This window comes from Massilia sp. YIM B02443 (assembly GCF_030411955.1).
GTDB lineage: Bacteria > Pseudomonadota > Gammaproteobacteria > Burkholderiales > Burkholderiaceae_D > Telluria.
Map to the genome: position 1 here is coordinate 131,015 of NZ_JASNRA010000005.1, position 20,021 is coordinate 151,035.

At 65.2% G+C, this 20,021-nt stretch carries 19 protein-coding genes; 9 read left to right on the plus strand and 10 right to left on the minus strand.

The genetic code is table 11. The annotated features are described in order from the left end of the window. Positions 1 to 4: 4 nt before the first annotated feature. From QPK27_RS07530 to argH, 3 genes are all read right to left on the minus strand, one after another. A complete protein-coding gene (locus QPK27_RS07530; RefSeq protein ID WP_290417595.1) occupies positions 5 to 244 on the minus strand; it encodes a hypothetical protein in 240 nt (79 codons plus the stop codon). 62 nt (positions 245 to 306) lie between these two features. Further along, positions 307 to 972, minus strand: coding sequence for an HAD-IA family hydrolase (locus tag QPK27_RS07535; RefSeq protein WP_290417596.1), 666 nt, complete (start codon positions 970 to 972; stop codon positions 307 to 309). A 72-nt stretch (positions 973 to 1,044) separates the two neighbouring features. Continuing rightward, positions 1,045 to 2,442 carry an argininosuccinate lyase gene (gene argH / locus QPK27_RS07540; protein ID WP_290417597.1) on the minus strand — a complete coding sequence of 466 codons (1,398 nt, stop codon included), beginning with the start codon at positions 2,440 to 2,442 and terminating at the stop codon, positions 1,045 to 1,047. A 183-nt stretch (positions 2,443 to 2,625) separates the two neighbouring features. Between argH and QPK27_RS07545 the strand changes: the two genes are divergently transcribed. The 4 genes from QPK27_RS07545 to QPK27_RS07560 all read left to right on the plus strand — a co-directional run bounded on the left by QPK27_RS07545 (position 2,626) and on the right by QPK27_RS07560 (position 6,532). Next, positions 2,626 to 3,063, plus strand: coding sequence for a GNAT family N-acetyltransferase (locus tag QPK27_RS07545; protein ID WP_290417697.1), 438 nt, complete (start codon positions 2,626 to 2,628; stop codon positions 3,061 to 3,063). 67 nt (positions 3,064 to 3,130) lie between these two features. Next, a complete protein-coding gene (locus QPK27_RS07550; protein WP_290417598.1) occupies positions 3,131 to 4,426 on the plus strand; it encodes a cyanophycinase in 1,296 nt (431 codons plus the stop codon). 60 nt (positions 4,427 to 4,486) lie between these two features. Then, positions 4,487 to 5,899 (plus strand): IgA Peptidase M64, encoded by a 1,413-nt coding sequence (locus tag QPK27_RS07555; RefSeq protein ID WP_290417599.1) that lies wholly within the window; start codon positions 4,487 to 4,489, stop codon positions 5,897 to 5,899. A gap of 144 nt (positions 5,900 to 6,043) precedes the next feature. Further along, positions 6,044 to 6,532: a hypothetical protein gene (locus tag QPK27_RS07560; protein ID WP_290417600.1), complete on the plus strand. Its 489-nt coding sequence runs from the start codon at positions 6,044 to 6,046 to the stop codon at positions 6,530 to 6,532. 202 nt (positions 6,533 to 6,734) lie between these two features. On the opposite strand, the gene parC is transcribed toward QPK27_RS07560, so the two are convergent. After that, positions 6,735 to 9,059: a DNA topoisomerase IV subunit A gene (gene parC, locus QPK27_RS07565; protein ID WP_290417601.1), complete on the minus strand. Its 2,325-nt coding sequence runs from the start codon at positions 9,057 to 9,059 to the stop codon at positions 6,735 to 6,737. 191 nt (positions 9,060 to 9,250) lie between these two features. Next, complete coding sequence (locus tag QPK27_RS07570; protein WP_290417602.1) at positions 9,251 to 11,245, minus strand: DNA topoisomerase IV subunit B; 1,995 nt, start codon at positions 11,243 to 11,245, stop codon at positions 9,251 to 9,253. Positions 11,246 to 11,419: 174 nt separating this feature from the next. Between QPK27_RS07570 and QPK27_RS07575 the strand changes: the two genes are divergently transcribed. From QPK27_RS07575 to QPK27_RS07585, 3 genes are all read left to right on the plus strand, one after another. Beyond that, on the plus strand, positions 11,420 to 12,256 hold the full coding sequence (locus QPK27_RS07575; RefSeq protein WP_290417603.1) for a two-component system response regulator: 837 nt from the start codon (positions 11,420 to 11,422) through the stop codon (positions 12,254 to 12,256). A gap of 93 nt (positions 12,257 to 12,349) precedes the next feature. Then, a complete protein-coding gene (locus QPK27_RS07580) occupies positions 12,350 to 13,348 on the plus strand; it encodes a gamma-glutamyl-gamma-aminobutyrate hydrolase family protein (RefSeq protein WP_290417604.1) in 999 nt (332 codons plus the stop codon). A gap of 190 nt (positions 13,349 to 13,538) precedes the next feature. Next, a complete protein-coding gene (locus tag QPK27_RS07585) occupies positions 13,539 to 13,898 on the plus strand; it encodes a hypothetical protein (protein WP_290417605.1) in 360 nt (119 codons plus the stop codon). Between the two features lie 15 nt (positions 13,899 to 13,913). Here the strand turns inward: QPK27_RS07585 and QPK27_RS07590 are convergent, their stop codons facing one another. From QPK27_RS07590 to QPK27_RS07610, 5 genes are all read right to left on the minus strand, one after another. Next, complete coding sequence (locus QPK27_RS07590; protein ID WP_290417606.1) at positions 13,914 to 15,062, minus strand: YbdK family carboxylate-amine ligase; 1,149 nt, start codon at positions 15,060 to 15,062, stop codon at positions 13,914 to 13,916. Beyond that, positions 15,052 to 16,242, minus strand: coding sequence for a cation:proton antiporter (locus QPK27_RS07595; protein WP_290417607.1), 1,191 nt, complete (start codon positions 16,240 to 16,242; stop codon positions 15,052 to 15,054). Before QPK27_RS07595 ends, QPK27_RS07590 begins: the two co-directional genes overlap by 11 nt. Positions 16,243 to 16,424: 182 nt before the next feature. Further along, positions 16,425 to 17,594, minus strand: coding sequence for a VWA domain-containing protein (locus tag QPK27_RS07600; protein WP_290417608.1), 1,170 nt, complete (start codon positions 17,592 to 17,594; stop codon positions 16,425 to 16,427). Further along, a complete protein-coding gene (locus QPK27_RS07605) occupies positions 17,588 to 18,187 on the minus strand; it encodes a GNAT family N-acetyltransferase (RefSeq protein ID WP_290417609.1) in 600 nt (199 codons plus the stop codon). The genes QPK27_RS07600 and QPK27_RS07605 overlap by 7 nt, the downstream gene beginning before the upstream one ends. Continuing rightward, positions 18,184 to 19,050 (minus strand): MoxR family ATPase, encoded by an 867-nt coding sequence (locus QPK27_RS07610; RefSeq protein WP_290417610.1) that lies wholly within the window; start codon positions 19,048 to 19,050, stop codon positions 18,184 to 18,186. Before QPK27_RS07610 ends, QPK27_RS07605 begins: the two co-directional genes overlap by 4 nt. Positions 19,051 to 19,238: 188 nt before the next feature. Between QPK27_RS07610 and QPK27_RS07615 the strand changes: the two genes are divergently transcribed. Together QPK27_RS07615 and QPK27_RS07620 are read left to right on the plus strand one after the other, a co-directional pair. After that, positions 19,239 to 19,607, plus strand: coding sequence for a cytochrome c (locus QPK27_RS07615; RefSeq protein ID WP_290417611.1), 369 nt, complete (start codon positions 19,239 to 19,241; stop codon positions 19,605 to 19,607). Between the two features lie 8 nt (positions 19,608 to 19,615). Beyond that, complete coding sequence (locus QPK27_RS07620; protein ID WP_290417612.1) at positions 19,616 to 19,954, plus strand: cytochrome c; 339 nt, start codon at positions 19,616 to 19,618, stop codon at positions 19,952 to 19,954. The last annotated feature ends 67 nt before the right edge of the window (positions 19,955 to 20,021 follow it).

Genomic DNA, 20,021 nt, shown 5'->3' on the forward strand with positions numbered 1-20,021 from the left:
CCGCTCATGTCAGCTTGCGCGCATACCGCTCGCGCACATGCTGGCTGGTGAAGGTCGACAACCCCTGGCCCTCGTGGGCCAGTTCCTGCATCCTGGCAATGTTCTCGACGCCGGCGCTGTGCCCGGTGTACAGGTAGCGGTCCCCACCCAGGAACTCGACGATGATTGCCGGTTCTTTCGGATCCCTGCCGATTTCATAGGCGACGATGCCCGACTCGCCGCTGCGATTACTGTAGCGCTGCATAATGTGCTCCCGAAGCCAGTCCTCTATTCACATGGGGCTGACCCGGCATCATGCAAGCTTGACTATGAACGCGCGCGTTGCAGGCGCAGCAAGCCTTCGCCGGTACGGATCGCACGCAGGTCGTCGTAGTCCGGCACGCCGGTCACGCTGGTGTCGATCGGATGCTTGTGGGTGGCCGTGACGACGATGCTGTCCATGCCCGCCGCTTCGGCCGACTGCAGGCCGGCCAGCGTATCTTCGAACACCAGACATTGCTCCGGCGCCACGCCCAGCTTTTGCGCCCCCAGCAGGAACGGGTCCGGCGCCGGCTTGCCGCGCGTGACGTCGTCGGCCGACACCAGCACCGCCGGCAGCGGCAGGCCGGCGGCGGCGATGCGCGCCTCGGCCAGCAGGCGCGGGGCCGAGGTGACGATGGCCCAGCGCTCGGCCGGCAGGGTGGCCAGGAAGGCGGCCACGCCGGCGATCGCTTCGATGCCGTCGACGTCGGCGATTTCGGACAGCGTGATGTTGTTGGCTTCCTCGACCGGGTCGATGTCCGGCAGGCCGAGGCCGCGCACCGTGTCTTCGGCGCGCTTGCCGTGGATGGTGGGCAGGAACACGTCGACGTCCAGGCCGTGGCTGCGCGCCCAGTTGGCCCACACGCGCTCGGCGGCGATGATCGAGGTCAGGATGGTGCCGTCCATGTCGAACAGGAAGGCGGCGTAGTCGCGGTCTGGCAGTGCAGTCATCGTTTGCAATTCAAAAGGGGAAAAGAAAAACGGGCCGGGGCATGAAGCGCCGGCCCGTCGTATGCAGCGGGATTATTCGGCCAGCTGCTTGCGCACGCGTTCGATCGCCTTGCGCACCTGGTTCGGCGCGGTGCCGCCCACGTGGTCGCGCGCGGCGACGGAACCTTCCAGCGTCAGCACGGCGAACACGTCCTGCTCGATCAGTGTCGAGAAGCCTTGCAGCGTCTCGAGCGACATTTCCGACAGGTCGCAACCGGCGACATCGCACTCACGCACCGCATGCGCCACGGCTTCGTGCGCATCGCGGAACGGCAGGCCCTTCTTGACCAGGTAGTCGGCCAGGTCGGTCGCGGTGGCGTAGCCCTGCAGCGCGGCCGAGCGCATGTTCTCGGCTTTCACCGTGATGCCCGACGCCATGTCGGTGAAGATGCGCAGCGTGTCGGTGACGGTGTCGATGGTGTCGAACAGCGGTTCCTTGTCTTCCTGGTTATCCTTGTTGTAGGCCAGCGGCTGGCCTTTCATCAGGGTCAGCAGGCCGGTCAGGTGACCGTACACGCGGCCGGTCTTGCCGCGCGCCAGTTCCGGCACGTCCGGGTTCTTCTTTTGCGGCATGATCGACGAGCCGGTGCAGAAGCGGTCGGCGATATCGATGAAGCCGATGCGCGGGCTGATCCACATGACCAGTTCTTCCGAGAAGCGCGAGATGTGCATCATCAGGATCGACGCGGCGGCGGTGAACTCGATCGCGAAGTCGCGGTCGGACACGGCGTCCAGCGAGTTGTGGCAGACGTCGTCGAAGCCCAGCGTCTTGGCCACGCGCAGCCGGTCGATCGGGAAGGTGGTGCCGGCCAGGGCGGCGGCGCCCAGCGGCAGGCGGTTCACGCGGCGGCGCGCGTCGAGCATGCGCTCGGCATCGCGGCCGAACATCTCCACGTAGGCCAGCATGTGGTGGCCGAAGGTGATCGGCTGCGCCACTTGCAGGTGCGTGAAGCCCGGCATGATGGTGTCGTGATGGCGCTCGGCCAAATCAGTCAGGGCGCCGCGCAGGCTTTGCAAAAGCGCGACGATGTCGTCGATTGCGGCGCGTACGTACAGGCGGATGTCGGTGGCGACCTGGTCGTTGCGCGAGCGGCCGGTGTGCAGGCGCTTGCCGGCGTCGCCGACCAGCTCGGTCAGGCGCTTCTCGATGTTCAGGTGCACGTCTTCCAGGTCGAGCAGCCATTCGAACGTGCCGGCCTCGATCTCGGACCGGATCTGCGCCATGCCGCGCTCGATCTCGGCACGGTCCGCGGCGCTGATGATACCCTGCGCCGCCAGCATCTCGGCGTGCGCCAGCGAGCCCTGGATGTCGTACTGGGCCAGGCGCTTGTCGAAGAACACCGAGGCGGTGTAGCGCTTGACGAGATCGGACACGGGTTCGGAGAAACGGGCCGACCAGGCTTCGGCTTTTTTGGAGAATTGTTCGGTCATGGTGAGATTCCGGTTGGGGATCCGGCGATTATAAACCGCGAGGCTGGCGCTTCCCCCGCAAGGTGCTTACTGCGGGCAATACTGCGGGCAACGACGCAAAAAAAGCGGCATCGGGGTGTCAAACGGACGTTATGCAAAGTACAAATGGCGATAGAATATATTTTTCGCCAGATCGTGGGCATCATGGTTACCAACGATTCCAGCTTCCAGGTCAGCACCGACCAGACCCGGCTCGACATCCCGATGATCTATCGCTTCCTGAGCGAACAATCGACCTGGGCGGTGGGCATCTCGCGCCCGACCGTCGAGCGCGCCATCGAGAACTCGCTGTGCTTCGGCGGCTTCCTCGACGGCCGCCAGATCGCGTTCGCGCGCGTGATCACCGACTTCGCCACGTTCGCCAACCTGGTGGACGTATTCGTCGTGCCCGAGTACCGTGGGCACGGCTACGGCAAGCAATTGATCGGCGTGGTGATGCGCCATCCCAGCCTGCAAAAGCTGCGCCGCTTCACGCTTGCCACGAGCGATTCGCACAGCCTGTACGAGCGCTTCGGCTTCACGTCCCCGCAACGTCCCGAGACGCTCATGGAGCGATATTTCCCCAACATTTATCTGTCATGATGGTACGCAACATGGCGACGTGATTCTGGAATCAGGCTTACGCTGATGACTCCACGAGGAAAGCGCCATGTTCAAGACCATCCATGTCTTGTTTCATTCTCTGCTGCGTGCGCCGTTGCGATTGTTGACGGCATTGACGACGCTGGCGGCACTGTCCGCTAGCGCAGTCCACGCCGCGCCCGCCGCCGATTCGGTCCACCCCAGTCCCCCGCCACGCGCCGCCAGCCAGCCCCAGGGCTCGCTGGTCATCGTCGGCGGCGCGCTGCGTTCCGACAACGACGCGGTCTGGGACCGCATCGTCGAACTCGCCGGCGGGCAGGGCGCGCGCATCGCCGTCTTCGCCTCGGCCTCGGCCACGCCCGAGCGCTCGGCGCGGATGCTGGTCGAACGCTTCAACCGCAGCGGCGCGCGCGCCTTCTTCGTGCCGGTGGCCGAGCGCCTCGACAAGCTCGACTACCGCATCGCGGCCGAGGACGCCGAACTGGCGGCGGCGGTGCGCTCGGCCGGCGGCGCCTATTTCGCCGGCGGCGACCAGGGCCGCATCACGCGCGCGCTGCGCCGTCCCGACGGCAGCAACACGCGCATGCTCGACGCCCTGTGGAACATGTACCGGCGCGGCGGCGTGATCGCCGGCTCCAGCGCCGGCGCCGCCATCATGAGCAGCACCATGTTCGGCCAGCCGCGCACGGTGCTGGCCACGCTCAAGCAGGGGCTGAGCGACGGCCGCCACATCACGCAAGGCCTGGGCTTCATCGGCGACGACGTGTTCGTCGACCAGCACCTGCTGGTGCGCGGCCGCTTCGCGCGCATGCTGCCGGCGATGCTGGCCAAGGGCTACAAGATCGGCCTCGGCATCGACGAGAACACCGCCATGGTGGTGGGCCCCAAGCGCGACGTCGAGGTGATCGGCTACCGCGGCGCGCTGCTGGTCGACCTCACCAACGCCGCCACCCGCGACGGCACCTTCAACCTCAGCAACGGCCGCCTGAGCTATCTCGACAACGGCGACCGCTTCAATCTTTCCAGCGGTGTGTTCACACCCGCGCCGGACAAGGCCGAGGGCAAGATCGACGCCGGCAAGCCGTACTACCGCGAGCCGCTGTTCTCGGCCGACATCCTCGGCAACGGCACCGTGGTCGATTTGATGGGCAAGCTGATCGACAGCGACCAGCCGGAAGCCATCGGCTTGTCGCTCGACAGCGCCAGCGCCGAGCAGCCCGACCTGGGCTTCGAATTCAAGCTGTCGCGCACCGGCGAGAGCATCGGCTACCAGTCGCCGTTCAGCGAAACATACTCGGTCTACAACGTACGGCTCGACATCCGGCCGATCGTGGTGCAGCGGCCGCTGTACCAATACAAATGAAGTAAAGTCGGCGGCGGTGACAGGCTTACAATGCTGCGATCCAATTCATGAGGAATCGCGATGCGCCTGTTCCACTCGTTTGCCGCGCTGCTGCTCGGCGTAATCACTGCAGTTTCCCACGCCGCCCAGCCGGCCACCGTCCGTCTCGACTACGCGCACAGCGGCAACGCGCTGAATGAAAGCTACGCGATCGAGCGCGTGGTGATCGAACCGCTGCCGTGGCCGGGCAAGCTGTCGCGCAACATGGACGATACCAACCGCGGCAACAACCGGCTCGAGGTGGTCGACGCCCGGACCGGCGAGCTGCTGTATTCGCGTGGTTTCTCGACCGTGTTCGGCGAGTGGCGCAGCACCGAAGAGGCGGGACGCATCAGCCGCAGCTTCCAGGAATCGGTGCGCTTCCCGCAATTTGCGCAGCCGGTGCGGGTGCGCATCCTCAAGCGCGACGAGCGCAATGCGTTCTCGGTGGCGTGGAGCATCGACGTCGATCCGAACGCGCAAGACGTGGTCCGCCAGCAGCCGCCGGCGCCGGCCAGGCCGATCCCGATCCAGGTCAGCGGGCCGTCGCCGGACAAGGTCGACCTGTTGATCCTGGGTGACGGCTACACGCGGAAAGAGATGAAGAAGTTCGAGCAGGATGCGCGCCGCCTGTCGCAGCACCTGTTCTCGGTGTCGCCGTTCCGCGAGCGTGCAAAAGACTTCAACGTGTGGGCGCTGGCGGTGCCGACCGAGCAATCCGGCATCAGCCGGCCGTCGACCGGCGTGCACAACGCGTCCGCGCTGGGCACGCGCTACGACATCTTCGGCAGCGAACGCTATGTGCTGACGCTCGACAACCGCGCCCTGCGCGAAATCGCCCAGCACGCGCCGTACGAGTTCATCGAAATCCTGGTCAACAACGAAACCTACGGCGGCGGCGGCATCTTCGGCCAGTTCAGCACCGCCGCGGCCAGCAACGACTGGGCCAACTACCTGTTCGTGCACGAGTTCGGCCACCACTTCGCCGGCCTGGCCGACGAGTACTACACCTCGCCGGTGGCCTACGCGGCGGCCAGCGGACGCCCTGAACCGTGGGAGCCGAACGCCACCGCGCTGCGCGACCCGTCCAAGCTGAAGTGGAAGCGCCACGTGAAGGAGGGCACGCCGCTGCCGACGCCGTGGCCCAAGGAACAGTATGAAGAAGCATCGCGCGCCTACCAGAAGAAGCGCGCGGCGCTGCGTGCCGCCAACCGGCCCGAGTCCGAGATGAATGCGCTGTTCCGCGAAGACCTGAAGCAGACCAATGCCTTGTTCGCACAGCAGCCGCATCGCCACACGATCGGCGCTTTCGAAGGCGCCAACTACGAAGCCAGCGGTTACTACCGGCCGGCGATGCAATGCATCATGTTCGACCGCAGCGAAGCGTTCTGTCCGGTGTGCCAGGACGGCATCAGCGACATCATCGACCTGTATGCCGGGCCTTCCCGGCAGTAATCTTTGCTTACAACTCTGACAAATTCTCGGTGGGCTAACTAACAGACCCGGCGGGGTGGCAGCGGTATTCTGGAATCACTGAAGAACAACAACGACGCACGGAACACCTGAACTGTGCGGTGAAACCACCGAAAGGAACACATCATGAACAAACTGATCGCTACCCTCATCGCCGGCCTGTTCGCTACCGCTGCTCACGCCCAGACCACCGCCACCACCGCTGCCGACAACCGCGTGGTCAAGGCCGAAGCGAATGCCGAGAAAGACATCATCAAGGCCGAACAGAAAGAAATCAAGACCGCGGTGAAAGCCGACGAAAAAGTGAACAAGCAGATGGCCAAGTCGGCTGAAGCCAAGTCGAAAGCGCACGCCGATCTGGTCGAAACCCACACCGACGCGGCTGCGAAGGTTGCCAAAGCCGATCCGGAAGACCGTGCCAAGGCGATCGCCAAGGCGGAAGACAAGGTCGCCGGCGCCAACCTGAAGGCCGAGAAGAAAATGATCAAGGCCGATGAAAAAGTGCTGAAGGCACAGGTCGATGCGGCTGCCGACAAGGCCACCGCTGCGGCCAAGACCGAAAAGGTCCGCGCCGAAGCGCAGGCTGACGTGCACAAGGCTGCCGCCAAGAACTAAGCAGCTAGCTTGAAATGGAAAATGCCGGCATCGCGCCGGCATTTTTTTCATTGTTACCCTTAAAACCGTCATCCCCGCGAAGGCGGGGATCCAAGTCCGGTGCGCACCAATATCGTCTCTAAGATGCGTTTCAGCGTGCGGGCAAACTTGGATCCCCGCCTTCGCGGGGATGACGGATCAAAGAGAGGCGGTTACGGATGCGTTAACCTTCCGCCCGCATCGCCAGGTCTTGCGCCTTCAGGCGCGCCGACAAGGCCTTGCCCTTGCGCGAGCGCTTGCCGAAGTGCGGCTCCAGCCCCGATGCGAACAGTTCCACGGTACGCGCCTTGTCGCCCGACCAGGTGCCGATCACGTTCACGCCCTTCTGCGTGATCGGCTGCGCCGCCAGCAGGGTTTCCTTCGGCTCCAGCTCCATCAGCGTCACGCCACGTCCACCATTGGTCAGCACCTTCATCTCGTCGATGCCGAACACCAGCACACGCCCTTTTTCGGACAGGCAGGCGATGGCGCCGGCGGCATCCGATACGATGCGCGGCGGCAGCGGGGTCGCGCCTTCGTTCAGGGTGATGAACGATTTACCACCTTTCAGGCGGCTGACCATGTCGCCGGCCTTGGTGATGAAGCCGAAGGCGTCCGAGGTTGCCAGCAGCAGGCGTGTGTCCGGGTTGCCGGCGAAGTAGTGCAAGATGCGCACGCCGCCCGACAGATCGACCAGCGTAGTGATCGGCACGCCGTCGCCGCGCGCACCCGGCAGCGCATTGACCGGCACCGAATACGCCTTGCCGTTGTCGCCAATGCCCAGCAGGTGGTCCACCGTACGGCACTCGAAGGCCTTGTACAGCGAGTCGCCGGCCTTGAAGGTGAACTGCGCCGGGTCGTGGCCGATGCCGGTACGCGCGCGCACCCAGCCCTTCTCCGACACGATCACGGTCACCGGCTCGTCGACCACCTTCTGCTCGGCCACGGCGCGCTGCGCTTCTTCGATCACGGTGCGGCGGTTGTCGCCGAAGGCCTTGGCGTCCTGCTCGATCTCCTTGATGATCAGGCGCTTCATCGACGACTGGTTCTCCAGCAGATCCTGCAGCTTTTCCTTTTCATTGCGCAGCTCGGCCAGCTCTTGCTGGATCTTGATCGCTTCCAGGCGCGCCAGCTGGCGCAGGCGGATCTCGAGGATGTCCTCGGCCTGGCGCTCGCTCAGGCGGAATTCTTCGATCAGCGCCGCCTTCGGCTCGTCCGAATTACGGATGATGGCGATCACCTTGTCGATGTTCAGCAGCACCGTTTCGCGGCCTTCCAGGATGTGGATGCGGTCGTTGACCTTGCCCAGCCTGAATTCGGTCCGGCGACGGACGGTGACGAAGCGATAGTCGATCCACTCCTGGATGATCGCGGTGAGACCCTTCTGGCGCGGACGGCCGTCGCCGCCGATCATCACCAGGTTGATCGGCGCCGAGCTCTCGAGCGACGTATGCGCCAGCAGCATCAGCATGAATTCGTTCTGATCCTGGTTCTTCGACTTCGGCTCGAACACCAGGCGCACCGGCGCTTCGCGGCCGGATTCGTCGCGCACCGCGTCGAGCGCGCCGAGGATGGTGTTCTTCAGCGCCAGCTGTTCCGGCAGCAGCGCCTTCTTGCCCAGCTTGACTTTCGGGTTGGTCAGCTCTTCGATCTCTTCCAGCACGCGCTGCGACGAGCAGCCCGGCGGCAGTTCGTACACGACGGCCTGCCACTGGCCGCGCGCCAGTTCCTCGATCTTCCAGCGCGCGCGCACCTTCATCGAACCGCGCCCGACCGCATACATGTCGGCGATGTTCGAGGCCGGGGTGATGATCTGGCCGCCGCCCGGGAAGTCCGGGCCGGGGATCAAGGTCATCAGCTCGGCGTGGGTGATCTTCGGATTGCGGATCATCGCCACCGCGGCCGATGCCACTTCGCGCAGGTTGTGCGACGGGATCTCGGTGGCCAGGCCGACCGCGATGCCGGAGGCGCCATTGAGCAGCACCATCGGCAGGCGTGCCGGCAGCGTGCGCGGCTCGTTGGTCGAGCCGTCATAGTTCGGCTGGAAGTCGACCGTGCCCATGTCGATTTCGTCGAGCAGCAGGCGCGAGATCGGGGTCAAACGGGCTTCGGTATAGCGCATCGCCGCGGCGCCGTCGCCGTCGCGCGAGCCGAAGTTGCCCTGGCCGTCGATCAGCGGATAGCGCAGCGAGAAGTCCTGCGCCATGCGCACCAGCGCGTCGTACACCGACTGGTCGCCGTGCGGGTGCAACTTACCCAGCACGTCGCCGACCACGGCGGCCGATTTGCGCGGCTTGGCGGTCGGGCCCAGGCCCAGTTCGTTCATCGCGTACAGGATGCGGCGCTGGACCGGCTTCTGGCCGTCCGACACGTCGGGCAGGGCGCGGCCCTTGACCACCGAGACGGCGTAGTCGAGGTAGGCGCGCTCGGCGAAGGTGGAAAGGGTGAGCGTTTCGGCGTCGTCCGAAGGCTCGTGTTGTTGTTCGAAGAGGCTTGCTTGGTTTGTCATGGTGTTTGTTCGGTGTTCTTTGCGGGCGCTAGTGGCTGCTCGGGGAAACTTGGATCCCCGCCTGCGCGGGGATGACGGTTTCACGTATAACTCAGTGAACTATTTCGCGGCAGTGTTAGTACCACCACCCGAAAGACCGTCATTCCCGCGAAGGCGGGAACCCAAGTTAAGCGTGAACAGCCATTACCTCATCAGATATCCGCTTCCGTTTCGTTGCCGTGTTCCTCGATCCAGGCCCGGCGCGCAGCCGCTTCGCCCTTGCCCATCAGCATATTGAAGCGCGACGCGGATTCCGCCAGGTCGTATTCGCCGAACGAGACCGGCAGCAGGCGGCGCGTATCCGGATTCATGGTGGTTTCCCACAGCTGCTCGGCATTCATCTCGCCCAGGCCCTTGAAGCGCGAGATGCCCCAGCTGCCTTCCTTCAGGCCTTCTTTCTTGAGCTTGTCCTCGATCGCCAGCAGTTCGCCGTCGTCCAGCGCGTACAGCTTCTGGATCGGCTTCTTGCCGCGCGCCGGCACGTCGACGCGGTACAGCGGCGGACGCGCGATGCAGATGTTGCCGTTCCTGAACAGGGCCGGGAAGTGCTTGAAGAACAGCGTCAACAAGAGCACCTGGATGTGCGAGCCGTCCACGTCCGCATCGGACAGGATGCAGATCTTGCCGTAGCGCAGACCCGACAGGTCGGGCGCATCGCCGGCGCCGTGCGGATCGACGCCGATCGCCACCGCGATGTCGTGGATCTCGTTGTTGGCGAACAGGCGGTCGCGGTCGGTTTCCCAGGAGTTGAGCACCTTGCCGCGCAGCGGCAGGATCGCCTGGAATTCCTTGTCGCGGCCCATCTTGGCCGAACCGCCGGCCGAGTCGCCCTCGACCAGGAACAGTTCGTTGCGGGTGATGTCGCTCGATTCGCAATCGGTCAGCTTGCCCGGCAACACGGCCACGCCGGACGACTTCTTCTTCTCGACCTTCTGCAGCGAGCGCAGGCGCGACTGGGCCTGCTTGATCACCAGCTCGGCCAGTTTCTTGCCGTATTCGACGTGCTGGTTCAGCCACAGCTCGAGCGGCGGCTTGGTGAAGGTCGACACCAGTTTCACCGCGTCGCGCGAATTCAGGCGTTCCTTGGTCTGGCCCTGGAATTGCGGATCGAGCACCTTGGCCGACAGCACGAACGAAGTGCGCGCGAACACGTCTTCCGGCAGCAGCTTGACGCCTTTCGGCAGCAGGCCGTGCAGCTCGACGAAGTTCTTCACCGCGCCGAACAGGCCGTCGCGCAGGCCGGCTTCGTGGGTGCCGCCGCTCGGCGTCGGGATCAGGTTGACGTAGGACTCACGCACCACGCCGCCTTCTTCGGTCCAGGCCACGACCCAGGCCGCGCCTTCACCTTCGGCGAAGCCTTCGTCGCCCGCGGCCGCAAATTGCGCGCCTTCGAACAGCGGGATCACGGTCTCGCCGTTCGAGCCTTGCGCCAGCGCTTCGGTCAGGTAGCCGCGCAGGCCTTCGTCGTAGCGCCAGGTCTGGACTTCGCCCTTGGCGTTGGTCAGGGTGACGGTCACGCCCGGCAGCAGCACGGCTTTCGAGCGCAGCAGGCGCTGCAGGTCGCCCAGCGGGATGTTCGGGGAATCGAAATACTTGCCGTCCGGCCAGGCGGTGACGCGGGTGCCGTTCTTCTTGCCGCCGCGCTCGGCGGGGGACGAGCTCAATGGTTCGATCACGTCGCCGTCGGCGAACACCAGATTGTGCACGCCGTTGCCGGCGTCGTCTTTGCGCCACACGGTGATTTCCAGGCGCTTGGACAGCGCGTTGGTCACCGACACGCCGACGCCGTGCAGGCCGCCCGAGAAGGCGTAGGCGCCGCCCGAACCCTTGTCGAACTTGCCGCCGGCGTGCAGGCGCGTGAACACGATCTCGACCGTGGAGACGCCTTCTTCCGGGTGGATGCCGACCGGAATGCCGCGGCCATCGTCCTCGACCGTGATCGAACCGTCCGGGTTGAGCGTGACGCCGATGTTCTTGCAGTGGCCGCCCAGCGCCTCGTCCGAGGCGTTGTCGATCACTTCCTGGATGATGTGGAGCGGGTTCTCGGTCCGGGTGTACATGCCCGGGCGCTGTTTCACAGGTTCGAGTCCCTTGAGGACGCGGATGGATGACTCGCTATAGTCTGGAGCAGGTTTCTTGGAGGCCATACTGATGAATGTTTGTCGAATGCTTGCGCATTCTATCTTGTCGGGCGGAAAAGGTTAGGCTTTTTTACTGGATAAATATACAGTATTCCGCCAACGTGTTGTGCTTTTCGGTTTGCGCACTTGTGCTAGATTGAGCCAGATCACGTCCGGCTATGCCAGGAAGGGGCGTTACCGATGACCGTTTCTTGTAGTCCGTTCACCGTTCGTCTACTCGGGTTTTCGCCCGATGAGTTCGCACGCCTGGAAGCCATGCTGGTCCGCGTGCCGGGCGCGGGCCCGTCGTATTTTTGCCTGCACGAAGACAGTTTGCAAGAGCCGGACGTCTATATCGTCAATGGCGACAGCCCGGCCGCCGTGGCCCGGCTCGACTGTTTGCCGCCCGGTGCGCTGCACAGCGCCCTGGTTATCGGCGCGCCGGGGCCGACCCTGTGGCCGACCATGGCCAGGCCGGTCGAGCGCCTGGTGCTGCACGATCTGCTGGCCGACCTGCTCGACCAGCGCGTGCAGGCCCAGGCCGCCTGCGTCGCGCGCGGCGAGCGGCTGCGGCCCGAGCGCCGGCGCCGCCTGCGCATCGCGCCCGACTGCGAAACGCCCGCCTTCTATTCGCGCCTGCGCCATGGTCCACCAGATGGGGCCGTTTTGATCGTGGACAAGGAGTGCACTTTCCACAACCACGTCGCGCGCATACTCGGCGATCGTCCGCCGGCGCACCGGCGGCCGCTGGCCTGGACCGACAGCCTGCGCGCCGCCGTGCGCCTGTGCGACGAAACCTCGGTGTCGCTGGTGATGATCAACACCGCCGCGCCCGGCATCGAACCTTATGAACTGTGCAGCTCGATCAAGTCGCAGGAAGGGGCGGGGCGCACGCCGGTGCTGTTCCTGGTCGAGCAATCGTTCCGCTACGATCCGGTGCGCGCCCGTCGCGCCGGTGTGCGCGGCCTGCTCGACAAGCCGGTGGCGGGCCGCCACCTGTTGATGACCTTCCAGAAGCTGCTCGACTTGCCCGTTTGAGGCCGGCCGGGGGCGCTCGCGGCGCCGCGTCAGGCATGCGTTTTTGTCACATTTTCGAATCGTGCGCGGCCATGGCGAAGTTATATTGTCAACATGGCCGAAGACGATCACAAACTGCCGGACCCACCGTCCGGGCCTGAGCTCGAGAAACGCCCCGAGACCCCGGTGCGGGTGCCGGACCGGCGCGCCGGCGGACACGGCGCCGGCGGTGCGCCGCGCTACCAGCGCGACGGCGACACGCCGCTGGCGCTGGCCGGGCGCGTGATCAGCTCGCGTTTCCGCTCGCTGCGCGAACGCTTCAACCGCGACTTCATGCAGCGCACGCTGCACATCGGCGTCTCGGCCCGCATTTTTCACCCGGAAGCCGGCGCCAAGGGCCTGCTCAGCAAGAACCTGCAGTATCTGGAAGAGTCGATCGCCCAATGGGTGATGTCGCGCGACGTGCTGGTGTTCATGATCCCGACGGTGAATACCAACGGGCTGCTACACCCCAGCAATATCACGCTGCGCCACTATGCGCGTCACCTGGACGGCCTGGTGCTGCAGGGCGGGGCCGACGTGGCGCCGCAGACCTATTCCGAAACCCCGACCCGGCCCGAATGGAGCGGCGACCGCGCGCGCGACGTCTACGAGCTGGAACTGCTGCATGAATTCGTCGACGCCGGCAAGCCGGTGCTGGGCGTGTGCCGCGGCTGCCAGCTGATCAACGTCGCCTTCGGCGGCACGCTGCACCAGGACGTCGCCACCGAATTCCCCGAAGCGCTGCCGCACGTGCACGACCTGTACGATGCGCACCGGCATGCGATCGTGTTCCCCAAGGGCTCGTCGCTGTCGCGCATGTTCCCCAAGGTCGAGCGCGCGGTGGTGAATTCGATCCACCACCAGGCGGTGAAGGACCTGGGGCGCGACGTGCGGGTGGAGGCGTATTCGGAGCCGGACGGGATCGTGGAAGCAATCCGCTACCAGCGCGCCAATTTCGTGATGGGCTTGCAATGGCATCCGGAATTCCACCGGGCGGGCGGGGTGGATCTGCTCGATTGCACGCCGGTGCTGGATGAGTTCCTGCGGGCGGCGCGCGAGACGCGGTTGTAAGGCCGCGTCGCTTGCCCTTGCTGTACGTCAACGGTCTCCACGCGGCTACCGAAAACGCTTGCTTTCGCCCCTCGACCGGTCAATAATTAAATGAGAATCATTCGCATCCATGTGCGGCGTGATTCACCATGAATTCTTGATTCCGTCCCTTACCCGCCAGGCGCAGGGCACGCATTTTGGAGACGCACACATGATCAACCCCGCCGCAATTCCGACGCTGGCGGCGTCGCACGAACCGCGCAGCCAGGACGCGCTGCTGGTCGCTTCCTTGTTACACCTGATGTCCCACTACAGCGTGCGCACCTCCGGGCCGATGAGCGGCGAGCAGCCATGCGTCAAGCTTGCATCGGTGATCGAACGCCACCTGTGCGCGTTGGCGCGCCTGCCGAGCATCGATCCGGTGCTGCGCGCCACCTGCGAGCAGCTGGCCGACCAGTGGGCCGGCGTGGTCGACGCCAAGCTGCCGGCGCCGGCGCCCACCCGCCAGCCGCTGCTGGCGCGTTTCATGAAAGGCGGCTGGCCCGGCAAGGTCGCCCCGCTGGCCGGCTGACCGCGCCGGCGCTGTTCACAGCGCCGTGGTCGGCCCGCCGCGGAAGTGCCCGATCGCCGCGTTGACCATGCCTTCGACGCTGCCTTCGTGCTCGAAGTGGCGGCGCAGGATGGCGGCGTCGCTGCCGCCCTCGACCGCCGCCGCCAGGTGGCGCAGCGCGTCGACGCTGCCCAGCGCTTCGGCGTGCGGCAGCATCTGGTCGAGCGTGGCCAGGATGTCGTCGCGCATCGCCAAGCTGTCATAGGTTTTCGGATGCGTGATGGTGCCCTCCAGGCCGAAGCGGCAAGCCTGGAAGCGGTTGTAGTTGTAGACCAGGTAATCGTCTTCGGCCGGCATCTCTTCAAACGCGCCGCTCGCCTTGCGCTCCAGCAGATAGCGGCACAGCGCCTGCAGGTAGGCGGCCAGCGCCGCCGCCCGTTCGACCGTCAGCGGCGTGTCGCACACGCGCAGCTCGATGGTGCCGAATTCCGGCTTCGGCCGCAGATCCCAGTAAAAGTCCTTCATGCTCTTGATGATGTTGGTGCGCTCCATCTTGGCAAAATAGACGTCCGAGAACTCCTGCCAGCTCAGCGTGAACGGCGCGCGCCCGCTCATCGGGAAGGCGAACACCGAATTCAGGCGCGCCGATTCGAACAGGCTGTCGGTGCCCTGCACGAAGGGCGACGAGGCCGACAGCGCGATGAAGTGCGGCAGGTAGCGGTTCAGCGCGTGCAGCAGGTACATGGCGTCGTCGCCGTTGGCGCAGCCGATGTGCACGTGCTGGCCGAACACCGTGAACTGCTTGGCCAGGTAGCCGTACAGCTGCGACAGGTATTCGTAGCGCGGCTTGGCCGAGATCTTCTGATCCGACCAGTGCTGGAACGGGTGGGTGCCGCCGCCGGCGATGCCGATATTGAGCATGTCGCTGGCCGCGACCAGGGTGTCGCGGATCTCGAGCAGCTCGCTCAGCAGCGGCTCGTACGACGAGTGCACGCTCGAATTAATCTCGATCATGCTCTCGGTGATCTCGGGCGTGACGTTGCCGGGGAACGGCTTCCTCTTCAACAGGTGCATCAGGTCGGGGCTGGCGGCGGTCAGGTTGAAATCCGACAGGCTCACCAGCTGCAGCTCGAGCTCGACCCCGAAGGTGAGCGGCGTAGAGGGGTTGAACGTTTCAAGAGGCATGATGCGACTCCGGTGCTTCGCGCGCCCACACCAGGGCGCGCTGGATGATGATCGGGCCGAAGACTTCGAGCAGCATCGTCACCGCCGCCATCGCGCGCAATTCCTCGACCACCTGCACCCCGGCATAGCGGGTGTGCTCGAGCAGCAGGATCACGAACACGGCCAGCGGCGCCAGCCCGAGGCCGGTCAGCATCCCCTTGCGCCGGGTAATGCCGGACAGGTGGGCGAAGGCGGTGACGCCGGCGGTCTTGGCCAGCATGCGCACCAATACTACCGCCAGCGCCAGCCAGAAGGCGTCACGCACCAGGCGCCAGTCGATGGTGGACGCGGCGTACACGAACAGCAAGATGGTCAGTACCTCACCCAGCACGCCGAAGTTGCGCTGCGTCTGGTTGAAGGCGACGCGCCGGTAGCGCACTGTCAGGCCGAAGGCCAGCGCCGCAGCCACCGGCGACAGGCCGGTGCGGTCGCAGATCGACACCAGCAGGATCACCGCCAGCGCGAAGGCCACGGTGGCGTCCTGCTGCGCATTGCCGGTAGCGCGCAGCAGGGCCGGGACGACGACGCCCAAGATGGCGCCAGCCAAGAGCGAACCGGCCAGCATCACCATGCTTTGCCACAGTGCTTCGCCAACCGCATCATAGGTGCGGAAGATCCAGAAGCCGATGATGGCGTTGAAGGCGAACACCGCCAGCACGCAGTTCAAGGCCGACAGGTGCAGCACGCGCTCGGTCATCTGGCCCGAGCTGCGCTGCTCGTTGATGATGCGCACCACGGTGGCGGGTGACGTCGCCATCGACAACGACGCCATCAGCAGCGCCGTGATCTGGCTGGTGCCGAACAGGGTGGCGACGATGAAGACGGCGACGAAGGTCAGCCCGGCCTCGACCAGGCCGGCCACGCCGATCCAAGGGTTGGTGACCAGCCAGCGCAGGTTGATGCGGTTGCCGAGTTCAAACAGGACCAGGCCGAAGGCGATGTTGGCCAGCAGCGCCATCGGGCCCATGTCGGGCGCGGGCAGGGCGCCGAGCTGGGCGCTGCCGAAGGCGAAGCCGACCAGCCCATAGAAACTGATGCGCGGCAGGCCGGTCCAGCGCTGCCCGAATTCGCCGGCCAGCCAGGCGAGCACGATCGCCAGCGGCCACGCAAGGCTCGTCAGCAGGGACAGCAGGTCTGGCATTGAATCTCCCAAGTCATTGTTCTGGCTTGCCCGTCCCCACGCCCTGTGCGAAGCACGGCGAGCGGCGGGCAAGTGACGCTATTCTTGGCGATTCGGGCGCGGCCGTCCGTGTCCGTACTAACACAGTGCGTAAGGACGGGTGATGCACCGCAAGGGTGCGGGTCAATATGGCGGCAGGATGCTTATTTGCTCAGCAGCCGCATGGCCCTCTCCAGCCCATCGAGCGTGATCGGAAACATGCGGTTGTTCATGATCTGCCGGATCAAGGTGATCGACTGCCGGTACTGCCACAAATGCTCCGGCTCAGGATTGAGCCACGCGAACTTGGGGAAGGTGGTGACGAAGCGCGCCAGCCACTCCGCACCCGGCTCCTCGTTGTTGTACTCGACCGACCCGCCGGGCGCGATCACCTCGTACGGGCTCATGGTGGCGTCGCCCACGAACAGGATGCGCGTATCGGCCGGATACTTGCGCAACACGTCCCAGGTGTCGAAGCGCTCGCTGTGGCGACGCCGGTTGTTCTTCCACAGGTAGTCGTAGACGCAGTTGTGAAAGTAATAGAACTCCATGTTCTTGAATTCGCTGCTGGCGGCCGAGAACAGTTCTTCGGTGCGCTCGATGTGGTCGTCCATCGAGCCGCCGACGTCGAACAGCATCACCACCTTGATCCGGTTGCGCCGCTCGGGACGCATGCGGATGTCGAGCCAGCCGGCGTTGCTGGCGGTGGCGCGGATGGTGTCGTCCAGCGCCAGTTCGTCCGCCGCGCCGTGGCGCGCGAAGCGGCGCAGGCGGCGCAGCGCCACCTTCAGGTTGCGCGTGCCCAGTTCGCGCTCGCCGTCGTAGTCGCGGAAGGTACGCTGTTCCCACACCTTGACCGCGCTGCGGTTGCGGCCACCGCCGCCGATGCGGATCCCTTCCGGATTGGTGCCGCCATGGCCGAACGGCGAGGTGCCGCCGGTGCCGATCCACTTGCTGCCGCCGGCGTGGCGTTCCTTCTGTTCCTTCAGCAGTTCCTGCAAACGCTGCTGCAATTTGTCGTAGCCGAATTTTTCCAGCTGCGCCTTCTGCTCGGGCGTGAGTTCGCGCTCGAAGCGCTTGATCAGCCAGTCGAGCGGAATCTCGGCCTTCTCGTCGAACACCGCATCGAGGCCCCTGAACCAGGCGCCGAACACGCGATCGAACTTGTCGAAGTGGGCTTCGTCCTTCACCAGCGTCAGGCGCGCCAGGTAATAGAACTCGTCGAGCGAAGGCAGGATCACCTGGCGCTGCAGGGCTTCGAGCAGCGTCAGGAACTCGCGGATCGAGACCGGGACCTTGGCGTCGCGCAGCGCGCGGAAGAAGTCGATCAGCATGCGACGGCTCCGGCGTGGTGGGCCAGCCGTGCCTGCAGGCCTGCGCGCACCTGCGGCCACTCGGCGCGCAGGATGCTGAACATGACCGTATCGCGCACGGTCCCGTCACGGCGCAGCGCATGGTGGCGCAGCACGCCGTCGCGCCGGGCGCCCAGGCGCGCGATCGCGGCTTGCGAAGCAAAGTTCTCGCAGTCGGTGCGCAGGCCGACCACCGCGCAGCCGAGCGTGTCGAAAGCATGCGCCAGCAGCATCAGCTTGCAGCTGGTGTTGACGTGGCTGCGCTGCACCCGTTTCGCATACCAGGTGTAGCCGATTTCGACGCGGTCGATCTCCGGCACGATGTCGTGGTAGCTGGTGGTGCCGATGACGGTGTCCGACGCCGCATCGACCACGGCGAAGGCCTGGCGGTTATTCATCGTCAGCCCGGCCTCGACATAGCGCTCGGTATCCTGCGGCGTTGGCACGCTGGTCACGCGCAGGTTCCACAGTTCGCCGTCGGCGGCGGCCGCGCGCAGGCCGTCGGCGTGGTGCGGCGCCAGCGGTTCGAGGCGCACGCCGTTGAATTCCAGCGTCAGCGGCCGGACCTCGATCATCGGTTGGTCCTCGACATGAACATCAGGCGCTCGAACAGTTGCACGTCCTGTTCGTTCTTGAGCAGGGCACCGTGCAGCGGCGGCACGCCGGCCTTGTTGTCCTTGCCGGCCAGCGCGGCGGCCGGGATGTCCTCGGCCAGCAGCAGCTTGAGCCAGTCGAGGAATTCCGAAGTCGACGGCTTCTTCTTGATGCCGGGGACGTCGCGCAGCGCATAGAAGCTTTGCAGTGCGGCCGCCAGCAGGTCTTGCCGCAAAGTCGGGAAGTGCACGCCGACGATGTCGGCCATCGTCTCGCGGTCGGGGAACTGGATGTAGTGGAAGAAGCAGCGGCGCAGGAAGGCGTCCGGCAGTTCCTTTTCGTTGTTGGAGGTGATGATCACCAGTGGCCGGTGCCTGGCCACCACCATCTCGCGCGTCTCGTAGACGTAGAACTCCATGCGATCGAGTTCGCGCAGCAGGTCGTTCGGGAACTCGATATCGGCCTTGTCGATCTCGTCGATCAGGAGGATCACCGGCTCGGGCGCGGTGAAGGCTTGCCACAGCACGCCCTTGACGATGTAGTTCTGAATGTCGCGCACGCGCTCGTCGCCCAGCTGCGAGTCGCGCAGGCGCGAGACGGCGTCGTATTCGTACAGGCCCTGCTGGGCCTTGGTGGTGGATTTCACGTGCCACTGCAGCAGCGGCATGTTCAGCGCGGCCGCCACTTCCTCGGCCAGCATGGTCTTGCCGGTGCCCGGCTCGCCCTTGATCAGGAGCGGACGGCCCAGCGTCAGGGCGGCGTTGACGGCCAGTTTCAGGTCGGCGGTGGCGACGTAGTTGTCGCTGCCTTCGAAGCGCGACGGAGCTTGGGATGAGGCTTGCATGAGGAGGGCGGAAAAGTGGTCAGGGATGACGCCGAGTATATGACAGAACCGTGCCAGAACGGCCGCCGTGACGGCATCCGCGGTTTGTAGACTGGTGTCAAGTCTTCGGATAGAATCGGCTGGTTGGTAGACCAGTTGCTAACTTTTTGTGCGGTTGCGGTTTTCGAATCATAACTAACGAGACGCCCATGAAAAAAACTTTGGCACCACTGGTACTGGCCGTATTGTGCAGCACCGCCAGTACCTCCGGCAGCGCAGTTGCAGCGGAAGTCGTCGGCAATCCCAAGGCCGCCCCCGGCAAGATCGAGATGTGCATCGGCTGCCACGCCATCCCCGGCTACAAGACCGCCTTCCCCGAGGTCTACCCGGTGCCCAAGATCGGCGGGCAGTCGGCCAGGTACATCGAGGCCGCGCTCAAGTCCTATCGCAAGGGCGACCGCAAGCACCCGTCCATGACCGGCATCGCGCGCTCGATGAGCGACCAGGACATCGCCGACGTCGCGGCCTACTATTCCCAACAGAATTCGCAGTCAACCCCGGCCACGGCCGCGCGATGAGGACCGCCATGAAGACACTGATTGCATCCCTCGCGCTCGGCCTGTTTTCCCTGCACGCGGCTGCCGCCGACGTGACGCGCGGCGCGGAGCTGGTCAAGAAGTACAACTGCGCCTCGTGCCACGGGGCCGATTTCAACAAGCCGATCGACCCGAGCTATCCCAAGCTGGGCGGGCAGCACGCCGATTACCTGGCGCATGCGCTGCGCGCCTATAAACGCGGGGCGGGCGCCAACGGCCGGGTGAACGCGATCATGGCGCTGCAGGTGCAGCCGCTGTCGAACCGCGACATGGACGATATCGGCGCCTATCTGGCCAGCTTGCCGTCGCAGCTGGTGGTCAAGAAATAGGCGGTTGCAGACAGGGTCTGCGCTAACTGGTAACATTGCGGTCCCCTTTGCTGCGCTGCGGCCAAGG

What these genes read in the sequence shown, in the direction of transcription:
- QPK27_RS07530 (WP_290417595.1), bottom strand. Translation starts at nt 244, where the DNA reads ATGCAGCGCTACAGTAATCGCAGCGGCGAGTCGGGCATCGTCGCCTAT.
- QPK27_RS07535 (WP_290417596.1), bottom strand. Translation starts at nt 972, where the DNA reads ATGACTGCACTGCCAGACCGCGACTACGCCGCCTTCCTGTTCGACATG.
- argH (WP_290417597.1), bottom strand. Translation starts at nt 2,442, where the DNA reads ATGACCGAACAATTCTCCAAAAAAGCCGAAGCCTGGTCGGCCCGTTTC.
- QPK27_RS07545 (WP_290417697.1), top strand. Translation starts at nt 2,626, where the DNA reads ATGGTTACCAACGATTCCAGCTTCCAGGTCAGCACCGACCAGACCCGG.
- QPK27_RS07550 (WP_290417598.1), top strand. Translation starts at nt 3,131, where the DNA reads ATGTTCAAGACCATCCATGTCTTGTTTCATTCTCTGCTGCGTGCGCCG.
- QPK27_RS07555 (WP_290417599.1), top strand. Translation starts at nt 4,487, where the DNA reads ATGCGCCTGTTCCACTCGTTTGCCGCGCTGCTGCTCGGCGTAATCACT.
- QPK27_RS07560 (WP_290417600.1), top strand. Translation starts at nt 6,044, where the DNA reads ATGAACAAACTGATCGCTACCCTCATCGCCGGCCTGTTCGCTACCGCT.
- parC (WP_290417601.1), bottom strand. Translation starts at nt 9,059, where the DNA reads ATGACAAACCAAGCAAGCCTCTTCGAACAACAACACGAGCCTTCGGAC.
- QPK27_RS07570 (WP_290417602.1), bottom strand. Translation starts at nt 11,245, where the DNA reads ATGGCCTCCAAGAAACCTGCTCCAGACTATAGCGAGTCATCCATCCGC.
- QPK27_RS07575 (WP_290417603.1), top strand. Translation starts at nt 11,420, where the DNA reads ATGACCGTTTCTTGTAGTCCGTTCACCGTTCGTCTACTCGGGTTTTCG.
- QPK27_RS07580 (WP_290417604.1), top strand. Translation starts at nt 12,350, where the DNA reads ATGGCCGAAGACGATCACAAACTGCCGGACCCACCGTCCGGGCCTGAG.
- QPK27_RS07585 (WP_290417605.1), top strand. Translation starts at nt 13,539, where the DNA reads ATGATCAACCCCGCCGCAATTCCGACGCTGGCGGCGTCGCACGAACCG.
- QPK27_RS07590 (WP_290417606.1), bottom strand. Translation starts at nt 15,062, where the DNA reads ATGCCTCTTGAAACGTTCAACCCCTCTACGCCGCTCACCTTCGGGGTC.
- QPK27_RS07595 (WP_290417607.1), bottom strand. Translation starts at nt 16,242, where the DNA reads ATGCCAGACCTGCTGTCCCTGCTGACGAGCCTTGCGTGGCCGCTGGCG.
- QPK27_RS07600 (WP_290417608.1), bottom strand. Translation starts at nt 17,594, where the DNA reads ATGCTGATCGACTTCTTCCGCGCGCTGCGCGACGCCAAGGTCCCGGTC.
- QPK27_RS07605 (WP_290417609.1), bottom strand. Translation starts at nt 18,187, where the DNA reads ATGATCGAGGTCCGGCCGCTGACGCTGGAATTCAACGGCGTGCGCCTC.
- QPK27_RS07610 (WP_290417610.1), bottom strand. Translation starts at nt 19,050, where the DNA reads ATGCAAGCCTCATCCCAAGCTCCGTCGCGCTTCGAAGGCAGCGACAAC.
- QPK27_RS07615 (WP_290417611.1), top strand. Translation starts at nt 19,239, where the DNA reads ATGAAAAAAACTTTGGCACCACTGGTACTGGCCGTATTGTGCAGCACC.
- QPK27_RS07620 (WP_290417612.1), top strand. Translation starts at nt 19,616, where the DNA reads ATGAAGACACTGATTGCATCCCTCGCGCTCGGCCTGTTTTCCCTGCAC.